This is a genomic window from Xanthomonas arboricola pv. juglandis, assembly GCF_905367715.1.
Taxonomy (GTDB): Bacteria; Pseudomonadota; Gammaproteobacteria; order Xanthomonadales; family Xanthomonadaceae; genus Xanthomonas; species Xanthomonas arboricola.
The window spans coordinates 1732029-1747040 of record NZ_HG999362.1; the positions used below are offsets into that span (position 1 = coordinate 1732029).

Here is a 15012-nt window from a genome sequence, read left to right on the forward strand (position 1 = left end):
GGGAGGAGGGCGATCGTGCGCAAACACGTTGCAGATCGCGACGGCCTCTAGTGTGTCCCACCGGACGTTAAAGTCTGGCTGATTCCGGCCTGCCTGATTCGGCGCAGGTTCATTGCACGGCCGTGGTTGAGGCCGCAACTGTGCGTGCAGCGGCCGCTTTGACCGACCAGCGTCACAGTTGCAGCATCGCTCAAGGCCTGGGCAGGCGCCCGTTCGCCACGCTTAGAAACTGTAGGCTAGCTGCGCGTAGATACGGCGCGGTTCGCCAGGAAAGTGCCCGGTGCGTTCGGTGAACCCGCTGGCGGCATAGACCTTGTCGAACAGGTTCTTGACGTTGACCTGTAGTTTCCAGGCATCCCACTGCGTCTGCCAGCTGATGTCGAAGATGGCGTACGGCTTGACGCGCTGGCCTTCCAGGCTGACCCGCTCGCCCACATAGTCGGCACCGAAGGCAATTGCCGAGTTCCAGGCCGGCAGGTCGTAGCGCGTCCACAGACCGAAGGTGTTGCGCGGTGCATTGGCGAAGCGGTCGCCGGATGCATTGGTGATGCCGTTGGTGCCCGCATCGAGCACGCGTGCATCGTTGTAGGCGTATGTCAGGTTGAGCACCCAGCGTTCGGTGAGGTCGGCCAGTAGATCCACTTCCATGCCTTCGCTGCGCACCAGGCCGAGCGCGGAGAGCTGATTGACGCCATCGACGATACTGCCGTTGGCCTGCACGATATTGCTGCGTTCGATGCGATACAGCGCGGTGTTGAGCGTCAGCCCGCCATCGTTGAGCGCGGTCTTCAGGCCAACTTCCCACTGTGTGCTGCGCTCGGGATCGAACGGCCCGCCGACGCTGCTGTCCTGATTGGCCGCATCCTGCGGCAGGAAGCCGCTGGCATAACTCGCGTACGCGTTGATGCCATCGCGCAGCACGAAGGTGCTGCCCACACGCCAGCTGAGATCGTTGCCGGTGACGCGCGAGCCGTCCAGACGGTTGTCGTCCTTGAAGCCGTCCCAACGCAGTCCGGCCATCGCAAACCAGCGCGGCGTCAGCGTGAGTTCGTCCTGCAGATACGCCCCATAGCGCTGGCTGCGGGTGCTGGTGGCGCGCCAGGGCAGGCTGTCCAGGCCGTAGTCGTAAAAGCCGCTGCGGCCGTATACCGGGTTGAACAGGTCGATGCCCGGCACCGGCCCACGCACGCGGCCGGTGTCTGCGGTGTTGGCGGTCTGCGCGCGGAAATCCGCATCCAGCCGATAGTAGTCCGCGCCCATCAGCAGCTTGTGCTCGACCGCGCCGATGCGGGTGCGGAACACCGCGTTGACGTTGCTGGAGATCGCATCGTTGTCGCGGAACTGGTTGCGCAGCTGCCGCGTCATCCATTCGGCGGTGCCGTCGCCATCGCGGTCGATCAGGCCCATCGGCTCGTGATAGATCTGATGCTCGTCGTTCTTGAACCAGCGCATCGCCATGTCCACATCCCATGCATCCGACGGCGCAAAGCGGTACTGCGCGAACGCCACCTTGGCGCGCATGTCGAGGAAATCGGTGGGTTCGTTGTGGTTCCAGCGACGGTCGGTGAGGAAGTTGCCTTCGTCGTCCACCGGCACGCCGCGCAGACGATTGCCGCCCAGGTTCTGGGTGATGTCGGTGTACTGCAGCGTGAGCTCGCCGGTCTGGCCGATGTCGAACGCCACCGACGCATCGCCGATCTGGCTCTGGCTATCGGTGTTGCGGCGAAAGCCGTCCTCGCCATCGGCATAGGCGCCAACGCGGTAGCGAATGCGCCCGTCTTCGCGTGCCGGCCCGGTGGCCTCGAACGAGGCCGCCCCGAAGGATTGATTGCCCACCTGCAGCTCCACCCGACGCGCGGCCTGATGGCCGGGCTTGCGGGTGACGTAATTGATGACGCCACCGGGTTCGCCGCCGCCATACAACGCACCGGCCGGGCCCTTGAGCACTTCCACGCGTTCGATATTGAACAGCTGCGGCACCGAGAAGCCGGCATACGGATCGCCACGCAATCCGTCGTACAGCACGTTCTCCTGGCGGAAGCCGCGCAGGGTGACGCCGGCATAGCTGAAGAAACTGATGCCGCTGATGCTGCGATACAGATCGGTGATCTGACGCGCGGCCTGGTCGTCGATCAGTTCGCGCGGCAGCACCTGCACCGACTGCGGCACCAGCGACAACGGCGTGTCGGTGCGTGTGGCCACCGCGGCATCGTCGGATTTGTACAGCGTCTGCGCACGGCCGACGACGTCGACGCCATCGAGGTCGGTGACGGCTGCCGAGGTGCTGGTGTGTTGTTGGGCGAAGGCGCGGGGCGAGGGCAAAGCCAAGACAGCGGCGAGCGCGGTGACAAGGAGCGTGGGGCGCATTGGTCACTAATGGGAATGGTTATCAAATGCATCTTAGCATGTTGTGCTCGCTTGATTGGGCAGGTCGGTGGGCGGGCGTGGCTGCGGACACTTGGGTATCCAGATGTGCGAGGTGCGAGGTGCGGGGTGCGGGGTGCGATCGGCAGAACGCAGACACCGATTTTGCGTTCGTCCAGCCCCCAACGACTGTCGAAACCTGTGTCGACGGACGAGACAGCAAGAACACGCCTATTTCGGCTGCAATTGCAGCGTGTAGCGGGTTGCGGTCGGCAGGAACGGGGTTGGCCGGCCGTGTACCCAATCGTCGTGCCCTGCGCCCCAGAACGGTGACAAGGGGTGTCCGCTCTGGCCGCCCGGCATATGCACGATGCCGTCCTGTTCGTGGCCGGGCGACACCACCATGCGTTCGGAGGCGCCGAAGGCCGGGCCTTGCACGCGCGGCATGTCGCGATCGCCTGGCAGTTGGTCGGGTGGCATGCACAGCCAGCGCTTTGCAAGCGCAGGCAATGCCCGCGCGATCGGATGACAGATGGCAGCGGTGTTGCGTTCGCCCCAGGTGCGTTCGCTCAAGGCGCCGTCCTGCGCAGCGAGATCCGTCTGCGCATTGCGTGCAGCCTCGGCAAGCAGCTGATCCCAGTTTGCATAGGCAGGCGGCAGCAGATGCGCCGGGCGCTGCTGCAGCAACGGCCAGACGATGCCTTCCAGCTGCGCGCGACGCGGCGGCAGGAAGTCCTTGCCAAGGGCGGCTTTTGCCGGCGCCAGCAGGCCGGCTTCCACTGCGTCGATGGTCATGCCGCGAAAGCCGCGCACGATGCGATAGCTGGCCGAGCGGGTAGATGCGTGCCCGTCCCACTGCCGGGTGGCGGCTTCGATCTGTTGCAAGGCCGGGTCCTTGCTGTGCTCGACCACGCTGCGCAACAACTGCCACCACCGCGTGAGCAGCACGGCGCGATCGTCGAGCTGGATGGCGAGCAGGTCCAGCTCGTTGAAACGTTGCCTGGCGAACAAGTCGTCGCGGATCTGCTGCGCACGCGCACCCAGGTCGTAGCCGGCACTGCCGAGCGTGGCCAACTGCTGCGCATCGACGACGCGGCTGTTGGCGGTCCAGAGCCGGTGCGAGGGAGGATCGATCAGGGCGGGAGCAGCGTCGCTGCGCACCGGCCAGGGCAGGCAGCCGCCCGGCGCTGGCGCCGGTGTCGCCGTTGCCGTAGGCGGTGCCGCGTCCGCACCCTGCGCCGAGCTTGCCAGTTCGGCGATGCCGCTCGGGTCACAGCCGGCATTGCGTACCGGGCGCGCACCGATCAACCGCCAGGCGATGCGCCCGCTGCGATCGGCCAGCAACAGGTTCTGTGCCGGAATGCCCGAGCGATCCGCCACTGCAAAGGCGGCCTGCACATCGGCCGCCGTACTCATCTGCGCAAAGTCAAGCCGGATCGCGCCGGGTAGCTGCGCGGCCCAGCGCAGCGCGAGCAGGCTGCCATCGGCGTTGTCGTGCAGGACCGGTCCCCAGGCGCTCTCGCGCACCGCAAAACGCACCGGCGCGGCGCCGGCCACGCGAATGGTTTCGACATGGGTGGTGAGCGCTTGCGGATGACCCGACGTGGCCGGCGCAATCCGCGCAAAGTCGGCGGTGTCGATGTAGCTGTTGGTAAAGGCCCAGGCCACATGCCCGTTGCTGCCGACCACCACCGCCGGCAAGCCGGGCAGGGTGAAACCGGTGACATCCACCTTGCCGTCGGGCGCGCTGGTGTCCGGGTAACGCAGGCGTGCGCGGAACCAGATATTGGGCGCGCGCAGGCCCAGGTGCATGTCGTCGGCCACGATGGCGCGGCCATCGCTGGTGAGGCTGCCGTCCACGGCGAAGTTGTTGCTGCCCGGCGTCGGCGGCTCGGCGCCTGCGGTGGCGGCTGGATGCGGCAGGCGGCGCAGATCCAGGGCGGCGGCGTCGGGCAGCACGGCGTCGCCTTGCGCGGGGCCGAACAGCGGCGCATCCCAGCTGGAGCCTTGATGGTCAAGCAATGCCGCCAGCGCCGCCGGCACCACCGCACGGATACGGGCGGCAGCCAGTTCGGTCTGGTTGTCGTTGTCCTGCAGGTCGGCATACATCGCCATGCCGGTGAGGATGGAGTCGTCCAGCGTCCACGCGCGCGGTGTCTGCCGCAGCAACAGGTACGGCCACGGGCGCACGCGCAGCGCGGCCAGCCCGGCATTGACGCCCTCGGTATAGGCCTGCAGCGCCGCGCGCTGGCTGCCGGCGGCGACATCCAGGCTGGCATGCACGCGGGCGCGTAGCCGGTGCACGCGATTGCGTTTGTCCAGGTCCAGCGCCGCGGCGCCGAACAGCTCGGACAACTCGCCGGCCGGTGCGCGGCGCATCAGGTCCATCTCGAAGTAGCGCTCCTGCGCATGCACATAGCCGAGTGCGCGCATGGCATCGACCTTGCTGGTCGCATCGATGGTGACCACACCACGCTGGTCGCGTTGCACGCTGACCGGTGCCGCCAGGCCCTGCAGTGCGCTGTTGCCATCCAGCTGCGGCAGGCTGCCACGCATCAGCAGATACGCGGCCAACACGGCCGCCACGATCAACACCACGATTGCCAGCAGTAGCCGGCCCAGCCATTTGCGCATTGTCGAGTCCTTGAGTTCGGTCACAGTGTGGCGGCCGGTCATGACCGTGGCGGGTCTGGCCGCAAGCGCAACTGAAAGTGATTCCGATTAGATCATTGCGCCGCGGCTTAGGGCACCATGCGCGCATTGCGTCGCTGGAGCACATCATGAAAGGCCATCCCGAAGTCGTCGACTACCTCAAACAGCTGCTGCGCGGCGAACTGGCCGCACGCGACCAGTATTTCCTGCATTCGCGCCGTTACGAGGACCAGGGCCTGATGGCGCTGTACGAGCGCATCAATCACGAAATGGAAGAGGAGACCGAGCACGCCGATGCGCTGCTGCGGCGCATCCTGTTCCTGGAAGGTGACCCGGACATGCGGCCGGCCGAGTTTGCGCCAGGCAAGACCGTGGTGGAGATGCTCGAGCGCGATCTGGTGGTGGAATACGAAGTGCGCGCCAATCTCGCCGCCGGCATGAAGCTGTGCGAAGAGCACGGCGATTACGTCAGCCGCGACATCCTGCTCAAGCAGCTGCAAGACACCGAGGAAGACCACGCCTGGTGGCTGGAGCAGCAGTTGGGCCTGATCAAGCGGATCGGCCTGGGGCTGTACCAGACCTCGAAGATCGACAAGGGCCACGTCGCCGGCTGAGCCCGGTGACTGGGCGCTGCGCAGCCGCTGAGCGTGCGTAGCGCAGATTTGCAATCGGCAGGTGCCGCGCGGGGCATCGCCTTGCTGCGTGGTCTGCGTCAACTGCCCGCGGTCTGCGGCGGTGTTGCTCGGCGCATTTCGCTGTTGTGCGAACCATCGCGTGGCGCAACGCCGCGCGGTGCTGATCGGCGCGCGCTGCGCTGCTTGTGCAACGCCAGCGTCGCCTGACTGGAGCGTCGGCAGCGCTCGCCGATGACAGAGTTCGCCCGCGACCGTCAGTTGCGTTGCAGACGATAGACGCCGGTCGACAGGGCGGTGACGCCGTCGGCACGGAAGCGCGGCTCCAGGTCGAGGATGTCGCGGCGTTCCAGTGGCTGCACCCGCCATTGCGTGTCGAACAGTGCGTGCACCGCGTCAGCGTCCACCGAAAACGGTGGCCCGGCCTTTTCGGCCTGCGGGTATTCCAGGGTGATCAACAGCCCGCGGCATCCCGCAGGCAGGCGCGCGTACGTGGTGTGCAGATACTGTTGGCGCAAGCCGGCCGGCAGGGCGATCAATGCGGCGCGGTCGTAGAAGGCGCTGCAATCGGCCAGCACGCTTGGCTCCAGTGCAAACGCGTCGCCGCAGATGATTTCGATCGGGCCGGCGATAAAGTGCTCGCCCGCGCGGCTACTGTGGCGCTGCGGTTGCAGGCCGGCATCAGCGAAGAATTGCGTCACCGCCAGCGGCGATATCTCCACGCCCAGCACGCGATGGCCTTGTGCGGCCAACCAGTGCAGGTCCAGCGTCTTGCCGCATAACGGCACCAGCACGCGGGCAGCCTTCGGCAACTGCAACGCCGGCCAGTGCTTTTGCAGCAACGGCATCACCTGGTCCTGATGGAAGCCGGTCTGACCGTTCTGCCAACGTTGCAGCCAGAAATCTGTGTCCATGATGTTGTCTTGTTGGTTTGCGTTGACGAGTGCCGTGATGCAAGGAATGGCACTGACAATGCAGATCGAAAGGAAGCGACCACACCGCACCGCCGTGCGACATGCACTGCGCACAACCACGCACGCCGCGCTCGCAACCACCCACACCGACCATCTCGACCGGTCCTTGTCCGCCCACCGTCGCGGGACCTTACGCGGCATGGATGCCGCGTAAGAGCCTACACGGACGTACTTGCGGCGTGTCCCGCGATGGTGGGAGGACAAGGGCCCTGCAGCAGATCGGCAGAATCGAGGCAGCGGCAGCGTCGAACGCGCCGCTGCGCGCCACGTCGGTGAACAGCCGTTACTGCACTTCCAGCCCGTCCACCTTTTGCCACCCTCGCGGCAGCAATGCACCGCGACTCGCACGCGCGCCCACGTAGGTATCCAGATCCTTGAACGACAGGCTCATGGTGCGTGCGCCGCTGCGCACCAGCAGCGTATTGCCCGGTGCCACCGCCACCACTGCGACCACGCGCTCGGTGCCGAGCTTGGCCTTGGGGATGTCGATGATCTTGTTGCCTTTGCCCTTGTCCAGCTCGGGCACATCGCTGGCGCTCACCGCCAGCAGATTGCCGGCACTGGTGACGGCGACGATGCGGTCGCTCTGCGGATTGGTCACCTGCGCAGGCGTCAGCACATGCGCGCCGGTGGTCAGGTTGAGCATCGCCTTGCCGGCTTTGTTGCGGCCGGTGAGGTTTTCGAAGCGGGTGACAAAGCCGTAGCCGTGCGAGGACGCCAGCACGAAGCGGGCGGCGTTGTCGGCGCTGGCCATGACCTGGAACGCCGCGCCCGAGGCCGGCGAGAAACGGCCGGTCAACGGTTCGCCATTGCCACGTGCCGAGGGCAGGGTGTGCACGGCGGTCGAATAGGCGCGGCCTTCCGAATCCAGGAACGCCACCTGATGGGTGCTGCGGCTGCGCACCGCCGCCAGCAGGCTGTCGCCTTCGCGGTAGGACATGCCGGCCGGGTCGACCTCGTGGCCCTTGGCCGCGCGTACCCAGCCCTTTTCCGACAGCACCACGGTCATCGGTTCGCTGGTGACCATCTCGGTTTCGTCGATCGCCTGCGCCGCGCCACGCTGCACCAGCGGCGAGCGGCGTGCGTCGCCGAACTTCTTGGCGTCGGCGGTCAGTTCGTCCTTGATCAGCTTCTTCAGCTTGGTCTTGCTTTCCAGGATCGCCATCAACTGCGCGCGTTCCTTGGCCAGGGCTTCCTGCTCGCCGCGGATCTTCATCTCTTCCAGGCGCGCCAGCTGGCGTAGCTTGGTTTCCAGGATGTATTCGGCCTGTTCCTCGCTTAGCGCGAAGCGCGCGATCAGCACCGGCTTGGGTTCGTCCTCGCTGCGGACGATGCGGATCACTTCGTCCAGGTTGAGGAAGGCGATCAACAAACCTTCCAACAGGTGCAGGCGGCGCTCGACCTTCTGCAGGCGATGGTTGAGGCGGCGGGTGACGGTATCGCTGCGGAAGCTCAGCCACTCGCTCAGCAAATGCCTGAGGTTCTTGACCTGCGGGCGGCCATCCAGGCCGATCACGTTGAGATTGACGCGGTAGCTGCGCTCAAGGTCGGTGGTGACGAACAGGTGGCCCATCAGCTGCTCGGCATCGACACGGTTGGAGCGCGGCACCAGCACCACCCGCACCGGGCTGGTGTGGTCGGACTCGTCGCGGATGTCTTCCAGCCATGGCAGCTTCTTGGCGCGCATCTGCTGGGCGATCTGCTCGATCACCTTGGACGGCGAGACCTGGTACGGCAACGCATCGATGACGATGTTGGCGTGTTCTTTCTTGTAGGTGGCGCGTGCCCGCACGCTGCCGTGGCCGGTTTCGTAGATTGCGCGCAGATCGGCCGCCGGGGTGATGATCTCGGCGGTGGTCGGGTAGTCCGGGCCAAGCACGTGTTCGCACAGCTCGGCGACCGTGGCATCGGGGTTATCGAGCAGGCGCAGCAGCGCGCTGACGATCTCGTTGAGGTTGTGCGGCGGCACGTCGGTGGCCATGCCCACTGCGATGCCGGTGGTGCCGTTGAGCAGCAGGTGCGGCAGGCGCGCCGGCAGCCAGGTCGGCTCTTCCAGGGTGCCGTCGAAGTTGGGCGCCCAATCGGTGGTGCCCTGGCCGATTTCGCCCAGCAGCACCTCGGCGATCGGGGTCAGCTTGGATTCGGTGTAACGCATCGCCGCGAACGACTTGGGGTCGTCGGTGGAGCCGAAGTTGCCCTGGCCTTCGATCAGCGGGTAGCGATACGAGAACGGCTGCGCCATCAGCACCAGTGCTTCGTAGCAGGCGCTGTCGCCGTGCGGATGGTACTTACCGATCACATCGCCCACGGTGCGCGCGGATTTCTTCGGCTTGGCAGCGGCATTCAGGCCCAGCTCGCTCATCGCGAAGATGATGCGCCGCTGCACCGGCTTCAGGCCGTCACCCAGGAACGGCAGGGCGCGGTCGAGCACCACGTACATCGAATAGTCGAGATAGGCGCGTTCGGCGTACTCGCGCAGCGGCAGCTGCTCGAAGCCATGGAAGGTGGGGCGGGTCAGATCGGTCATGTAAAGCCAGGTCCTACGAAAGAGGAGCCCGCGCCGTGGCGCGAGCTCGAAGAGCGCCGATTATCCGGATGCGGCGGGGGATGCCAAGCCGCGCGCATGCGTGCCGGCCAGATAACGCGTGGGTGGAGCGCCGAAATGGCGGTGGAACACACTGACGAAGGCGCTGGGGCTGCTGTATCCGAGCTGGTCGGCGACCTGGGCGACCGGGCTGCCCTGGCTGAGCCGCCGCAGCGCCTCTGCCAGCCGGGCCTGCTGCCGCCATTGCGCGAAACTCAGCCCGGTCTCGCTGCGGAAATGCCGGCTCAGGCTGCGCGCCGACAGCCCGCCCCAATCGGCCCAGGCGTCCAGCGGGCGCGGGTCGGCCGGGGTATCGAGCAACTGCCGGGCGATGCGCAGCAGCCGCCGGTCGGCCGGCATCGGCAGGTGCAGGTGGTCGATCTGCACCTGGTGCAGTTCGTCCAGCAGCACCGCGGCCAGGCGTTGCCGGGCGGGGTCGAGCGGCTGGCCCAGCGGCCAGTCGGCCGCGCGCATGATCACCTCGCGGGCGAGCCCGGTCAGGCGGATCACCCCGCCTTGCGCGGGCAACGCTGCGCAGGCGTCCGGCCGGACCACCACGCCCCAGCCGCGCAGCGGCCCGGCCAGTTCCACGGTGTGCTGCTGGCCGGGCGGCATCCAGCCGGCGCAGCCCGGCGGCAGCGACAGGGTTCCCTGTTCGGTGTGCACCGTCAGTACACCGTGCTCCACATACATCAGCTGCCCGCGGACATGCGCATGCCGAACCGTCTCCGGCGCCCATACCGCGCGCAGGTCGGCCAGGAACGCGATCACCTCCGGTCCGTCGGCCCACTCGAAGCTGGCGCGCACGCCGGGTGGCAGGGCGTCTACCGTGGTTGGCGGGTTTTCGACAGTCATTGGCGCAATTGTATTACCAGGCCAGCGGTGCAGGCGCGTAAGGTGGCGATCCTTGCTGGCGGTTTAATCCCGTTAGAAATATTTGCGTTGACAAATATATTTTTCGGAAGAAAATAGCCCGCCATGAATGACCTCTCCACCGCCTCGCCGTCGTTCGGCCTGCTGTTGCGCCAGGTGCGCGATGCGCTGATGCGTCAGCTCGACGCCGAAATGAAAGGCGAGCTGCCGGACTTCGGCTTCAGCCACTACGTCGGCCTGAAGATCCTGGCGGTGCGCTCGCCCTGTACGGCCAACGAGCTGGCGCTGGCGCTGGACCAGACCCCGAGCGCGGTCACCCGCCTGCTCGACAAGCTCGAAGCGCTCGGTGCGGTGCGACGCGAGCCACATGCGCAGGACCGGCGTGCGCTGCAGATCGTCATGACCGAACAGGGCGTGGCGCTGTGGGAGCGCCTGAAGCTGCGTGGCGAGCGCGCCATCGAGCATGGCTTGCGGGATCTGGCTCCGCCCGAGCGCGAACAACTCACCTCTCTTCTCATCCGTGTCCGCGATGCACTCAACTCATGAACGCTGCTAGTTCCCCGATCCAGATGCTGCGCCTGCGCTCCACGCAGCTTGCGCGGCCGCTCGTCCTCACTACGCTGACGCTGGCGCTGGCCGCCTGCGCCAGCAGCCGCGGGCTTGCCCCGCACGGCACCATGCTGGAGCCGGGCGCGCTGCATGCCGAGCGCACCCTCGCGCAGGCCAACCTGAGCCCGGCCGCCTGGCCGGCCAGCGATTGGTGGCGCGCCCTGGGCGATGCGCAATTGAACGCGCTGATCGCCGAAGGCCTGCAGCACAGTCCCAGCCTGGCGGCGGCCGATGCGCGCCTGCGTCAGGCGCAGGCACGCATCGGTAGCGCGCAGGCCGATCGCGGCCCCAGCCTGTCGGTGTCCGGTGGCTATGCGGGCGTGCAGTTGCCCGAATCGATGGTGGGCGATGAGCGCGGCGGCAAGTTCGGCGGCAACGGCCAACTGGTGCTGGACTTCCGCTATGGCGTGGACCTGTGGGGCGGCAAGCGCGCCACCTGGGAAGCGGCGGTGGACCAGGCGCATGCGGCCGAGGTGGACGCACAGGCGGCACGCCTGAACCTGTCGGCGGCGATCGCCGAAGCCTATGCGCAGCTCGACTACGCATGGCGCCTGCACGACGTGGCCAACGATGAGTTGACTCGCGTGCAGAAGACCCTGGAGCTCACCCGGCAACGCCGCGGCGCCGGCATCGACAGCGATCTGCAGGTGCGCCAAGCGCAGGCCCGCGTACCGTCGGCGCAGCAGCAGCTGCAGTCCGCGCAGCAGCAGATCGACGAGGCCCGCAACGCCCTGGCCGCGCTGGCCGGGCAGGGCCCGGATCGCGGGCTGGAGATCGCGCGCCCGACGCTGGGGGCGGCCATCGCCACGCAGCTGCCGAGCAACCTGCCCGCCGACCTGCTGGGCCGCCGCCCCGATGTGGTCGCCGCGCGCTGGCGCGTGGAGGCTGCCGATCAGGATATCGCCGCCGCCAAGACCCGTTTCTACCCCAGTTTCAACATCACGGCGCTGGGCGGTGTGGTGAATCGCGATGTCGGCCAGTTGCTGGAAAGCGCCTCGGTGTTCGGCGTGGTTGCGCCGGCGCTGAGCCTGCCGATTTTCGATGGCGGCAAGCTGCGCGCCAATCTGGCCGGCAGCGATGCGCAATACGACCTGGCGGTGGCCGATTACAACCAGAAGGTGATTGACGCCCTGCGCGAGGTGGCCGACCAGGTCAACGCCGTGCGTTCGCTGGAGCAGCGTGCGCGTGCGCAGGACGACGCGGTGCAGACCGTGACCGCCGCCTTCGCGCTTGCGCAGCAACGCTACCGCGCCGGCATCGGCAGCTACCTGGAAGTGCTCAGCGTGCAGGAGCAGCTGCTGCTCGCACGCCAGCGCATGGCCAGCCTGCAATCGCAACAACTGTTGGCCTCGGTGAGGTTGCAGCGTGCCCTGGGCGGCGGATTCACGCCGGAACCTGCGCGCGACACCGCACACGCCGCGACCACTTCCGCACAACCGAATTCCTGAGACAGCGACGATGAGCCAGACGACTCCAACTTCTTCCCAACCTACGCCGGCCGCGCCTAGCAAGCGCCGTGCGGCGCTGCGCATCGTGGCCATTGTGGTGATCCTGGCGATCATCGGTCTTGTGGTGTGGTACTTCCTGGTCGGCCGCTGGCACGAGGACACCGACGACGCCTACGTGCAGGGCAATCAGGTGCAGATCACCCCGATGGTCGGCGGCACCGTGGTCAGCATTGGCGCCGAAGACGGCATGCGCGTGGAGCGCGGTCAGTTGCTGGTGCAGCTGGACCCGGCCGACACCGCAGTCGCGTTGCAGCAGGCCGAGGCCAATCTGGCCAAGACCGTGCGCCAGGTGCGTGGTCTGTACCGCAGCGTGGAAGGCGCACAGGCCGAACTGTCCTCGCGCGAGGTGAGCTTGCGCAGCGCACGTGCCGACTTCGCACGCCGCAGGGATCTGGCCGCCAGCGGCGCGATCTCCAACGAAGAACTGGCGCATGCCCGCGAGGAACTGGCCGCGGCCGAAGCGGCGGTGAGCGGTTCGCGTGAGAGCTTCGAACGCAACCGCGCGCTGGTGGACGACAGTGCGGTGGCCAACCAGCCGGACGTGCAGACTGCCGCCGCGCAGCTGCGTCAGGCCTATCTCAACCATGCGCGCACCGGTGTCATCGCGCCGGTGTCCGGCTACGTGGCGCGTCGCTCGGCGCAGCTGGGCCAGCGTGTGCAGCCCGGCAGCGTGCTGATGGCGGTGGTGCCGCTGGAGCAGGTGTGGGTGGAAGCCAACTTCAAGGAAACCCAGCTCAAGCACATGCGCCTGGGCCAGGAAGTGGAACTGCATTCGGATCTGTACGGCGGCGGCGTGGACTACACCGGCCGCATCGAAAGCCTGGGCCTGGGCACCGGCAGCGCGTTCTCGCTGTTGCCGGCGCAAAACGCCAGCGGCAACTGGATCAAGATCGTGCAGCGCGTGCCGGTGCGCATTGCGGTCGATGCCAAGCAACTGGCCGGCAATCCGCTGCGCATCGGTTTGTCGATGAAGGTCGACGTCAACCTGCATGACCAGCAGGGCAGCGTGTTGCCGACCAAGTTCGCCAATGGCGCGGTGTTCTCCACCGACGTGTATGCGCAGCAGTTGCAGGCCGCCGACGCGGACATCCAACGCATCATCCAGGACAACCTGCCTGCGCAGGCTGCGTCCAAGGCGGGCTAAGCCAGCATGTCTTCGCAAGCTCCCACCGCGCCAGGCGGTCCCTCGGCACCTGCGCCCGCCGCCGGCTTTCGCCCGGCGAGCGTGGCGCTGTGCACCGTGGGCCTGGCGATGGCCTCATTCATGCAGGTGCTGGACACCACCATCGCCAACGTCTCGTTGCCGACCATCGCCGGCAATCTCGGCGCCAGTTCGCAGCAGGCCACCTGGGTCATCACCTCGTTCGCCGTCAGCACCGCGATCGCCCTGCCGCTGACCGGCTGGCTGAGCCGCCGCTTCGGCGAGACCAAGTTGTTCGTATGGTCGACGCTGGCCTTCACCGTGGCCTCGTTGCTGTGCGGCCTGGCCCAGAGCATGGGCATGCTGGTGGTGTCGCGCGCGCTGCAGGGGTTTGTTGCCGGGCCGATGTACCCGATCACCCAGAGCCTGCTGGTGTCGATCTACCCGCGCGAAAAACGCGGGCAGGCGCTCGCCTTGCTGGCGATGATCACCGTGGTGGCACCGATCGCCGGCCCGATCCTGGGCGGCTGGATCACCGACAACTACAGCTGGGAATGGATCTTCCTGATCAATGTGCCGCTGGGCATCATCGCCAGCAGTATTGTCGGTTCGCAGTTGCGCCATCGCCCCGAGCAGCTGGAAAAGCCGCGCATGGACTACATCGGCCTGATCCTGCTGGTGGTCGGCGTCGGTGCGCTGCAGCTGGTGCTGGACCTGGGCAACGACGAGGACTGGTTCTCTTCCGACAAGATCGTGGTGCTGGCCTGCGTCGCTGCCGTGGCGCTGGTGGTGTTTGTGATCTGGGAGCTTACCGACAAGGATCCCATCGTCGATCTCAAGCTGTTCCGGCATCGCAACTTCCGCGCCGGCACACTGGCGATGGTGGTGGCCTATGCGGCGTTTTTCAGCGTGAGCCTGCTGATCCCGCAATGGCTGCAACGCGACATGGGCTACACCGCGATCTGGGCCGGCCTTGCCACTGCGCCGATCGGCATCCTGCCGGTGCTGATGACGCCATTCGTGGGCAAGTACGCGCTGCGTTTCGACCTGCGCATGCTCGCCACCGTCGCCTTCATCTTCCTGTCGTTCACCAGCTTCCTGCGCTCCAACTTCAACCTGCAGGTGGACTTCAGCCATGTGGCCACCGTGCAGCTGGTGATGGGCGTGGGTGTGGCCTTGTTCTTCATGCCGGTGCTGCAAATCCTGCTCTCGGACCTGGACGGGCGCGAGATCGCGGCAGGTTCCGGCCTGGCCACCTTCCTGCGTACCCTGGGCGGTAGCTTTGCCGCATCGCTAACCACCTATCTGTGGGCACGCCGCACCCAGGTGCACCATGCGCACATCACCGAACACATCTCGGTGTACACCCCGGGCATGCAGGAGCAGGTCACCGCGATGGGGCAGGGCGACCTGCAACGCGGCGCGGCCTCGCTCAACAACATGATCAACCACCAGGCCTCGCAGATGGGCTTCAACGACATCTTCTACCTGCTCGGCTGGACCTTCCTGGCGATCATCTTCTTCCTGTGGCTGGCCAAACCGCCGTTCGGTGCGGGCGCAGGTGGCGCAGCGGCGGCGGGTGGGCATTAGGCGCCGGTGACAAGGCGCTTGGCCGCTCTAACATCGGCTAAGACAACGACTTCATGCCGGTCTAGTGCAGAGCGGGTGATCTGCG

The 15012-nt window shown here is 66.8% G+C and carries 10 protein-coding genes; 5 read left to right on the plus strand and 5 right to left on the minus strand.

Features of this window, described 5'->3' with window-relative positions; all coding sequences use genetic code 11:
* Positions 1-222 precede the first annotated feature (222 nt).
* Positions 223-2367 (minus strand): TonB-dependent siderophore receptor, encoded by a 2145-nt coding sequence (locus tag KHN93_RS07420; RefSeq protein WP_212579343.1) that lies wholly within the window; start codon positions 2365-2367, stop codon positions 223-225.
* Between the two features lie 228 nt (positions 2368-2595).
* Entirely contained in the window at positions 2596-4998 is a 2403-nt protein-coding gene (locus KHN93_RS07425) for a penicillin acylase family protein (RefSeq protein ID WP_212579344.1), read from the minus strand.
* A 146-nt stretch (positions 4999-5144) separates the two neighbouring features.
* Between KHN93_RS07425 and bfr the strand changes: the two genes are divergently transcribed.
* On the plus strand, positions 5145-5630 hold the full coding sequence (bfr, locus tag KHN93_RS07430; protein WP_146092610.1) for a bacterioferritin: 486 nt from the start codon (positions 5145-5147) through the stop codon (positions 5628-5630).
* A 275-nt stretch (positions 5631-5905) separates the two neighbouring features.
* Here bfr and KHN93_RS07435 read toward each other — a convergent pair whose 3' ends face one another.
* The 3 genes from KHN93_RS07435 to KHN93_RS07445 form a co-directional block, all read right to left on the minus strand.
* The gene (locus tag KHN93_RS07435; protein WP_104561637.1) at positions 5906-6562 is read right to left on the minus strand and encodes a thiopurine S-methyltransferase; all 657 of its coding nucleotides are present in this window, start codon (positions 6560-6562) and stop codon (positions 5906-5908) included.
* Positions 6563-6905: 343 nt separating this feature from the next.
* Positions 6906-9149 (minus strand): DNA topoisomerase IV subunit A, encoded by a 2244-nt coding sequence (gene parC / locus KHN93_RS07440; RefSeq protein ID WP_212579345.1) that lies wholly within the window; start codon positions 9147-9149, stop codon positions 6906-6908.
* 60 nt (positions 9150-9209) lie between these two features.
* Positions 9210-10061 (minus strand): AraC family transcriptional regulator, encoded by an 852-nt coding sequence (locus KHN93_RS07445; protein WP_047124219.1) that lies wholly within the window; start codon positions 10059-10061, stop codon positions 9210-9212.
* A 123-nt stretch (positions 10062-10184) separates the two neighbouring features.
* Here KHN93_RS07445 and KHN93_RS07450 point away from each other — a divergent pair, with 123 nt between their 5' ends.
* The 4 genes from KHN93_RS07450 to KHN93_RS07465 are packed head-to-tail and all read left to right on the plus strand — an operon-like array spanning position 10185 to position 14927.
* Entirely contained in the window at positions 10185-10625 is a 441-nt protein-coding gene (locus KHN93_RS07450) for a MarR family winged helix-turn-helix transcriptional regulator (RefSeq protein WP_016904051.1), read from the plus strand.
* Between the two features lie 23 nt (positions 10626-10648).
* A complete protein-coding gene (locus KHN93_RS07455) occupies positions 10649-12136 on the plus strand; it encodes an AdeC/AdeK/OprM family multidrug efflux complex outer membrane factor (RefSeq protein ID WP_212579615.1) in 1488 nt (495 codons plus the stop codon).
* A gap of 10 nt (positions 12137-12146) precedes the next feature.
* The gene (locus KHN93_RS07460) at positions 12147-13340 is read left to right on the plus strand and encodes an HlyD/EmrA/EmrK family protein (RefSeq protein WP_212579346.1); all 1194 of its coding nucleotides are present in this window, start codon (positions 12147-12149) and stop codon (positions 13338-13340) included.
* Positions 13341-13346: 6 nt separating this feature from the next.
* Entirely contained in the window at positions 13347-14927 is a 1581-nt protein-coding gene (locus KHN93_RS07465; RefSeq protein WP_024938907.1) for a DHA2 family efflux MFS transporter permease subunit, read from the plus strand.
* The last annotated feature ends 85 nt before the right edge of the window (positions 14928-15012 follow it).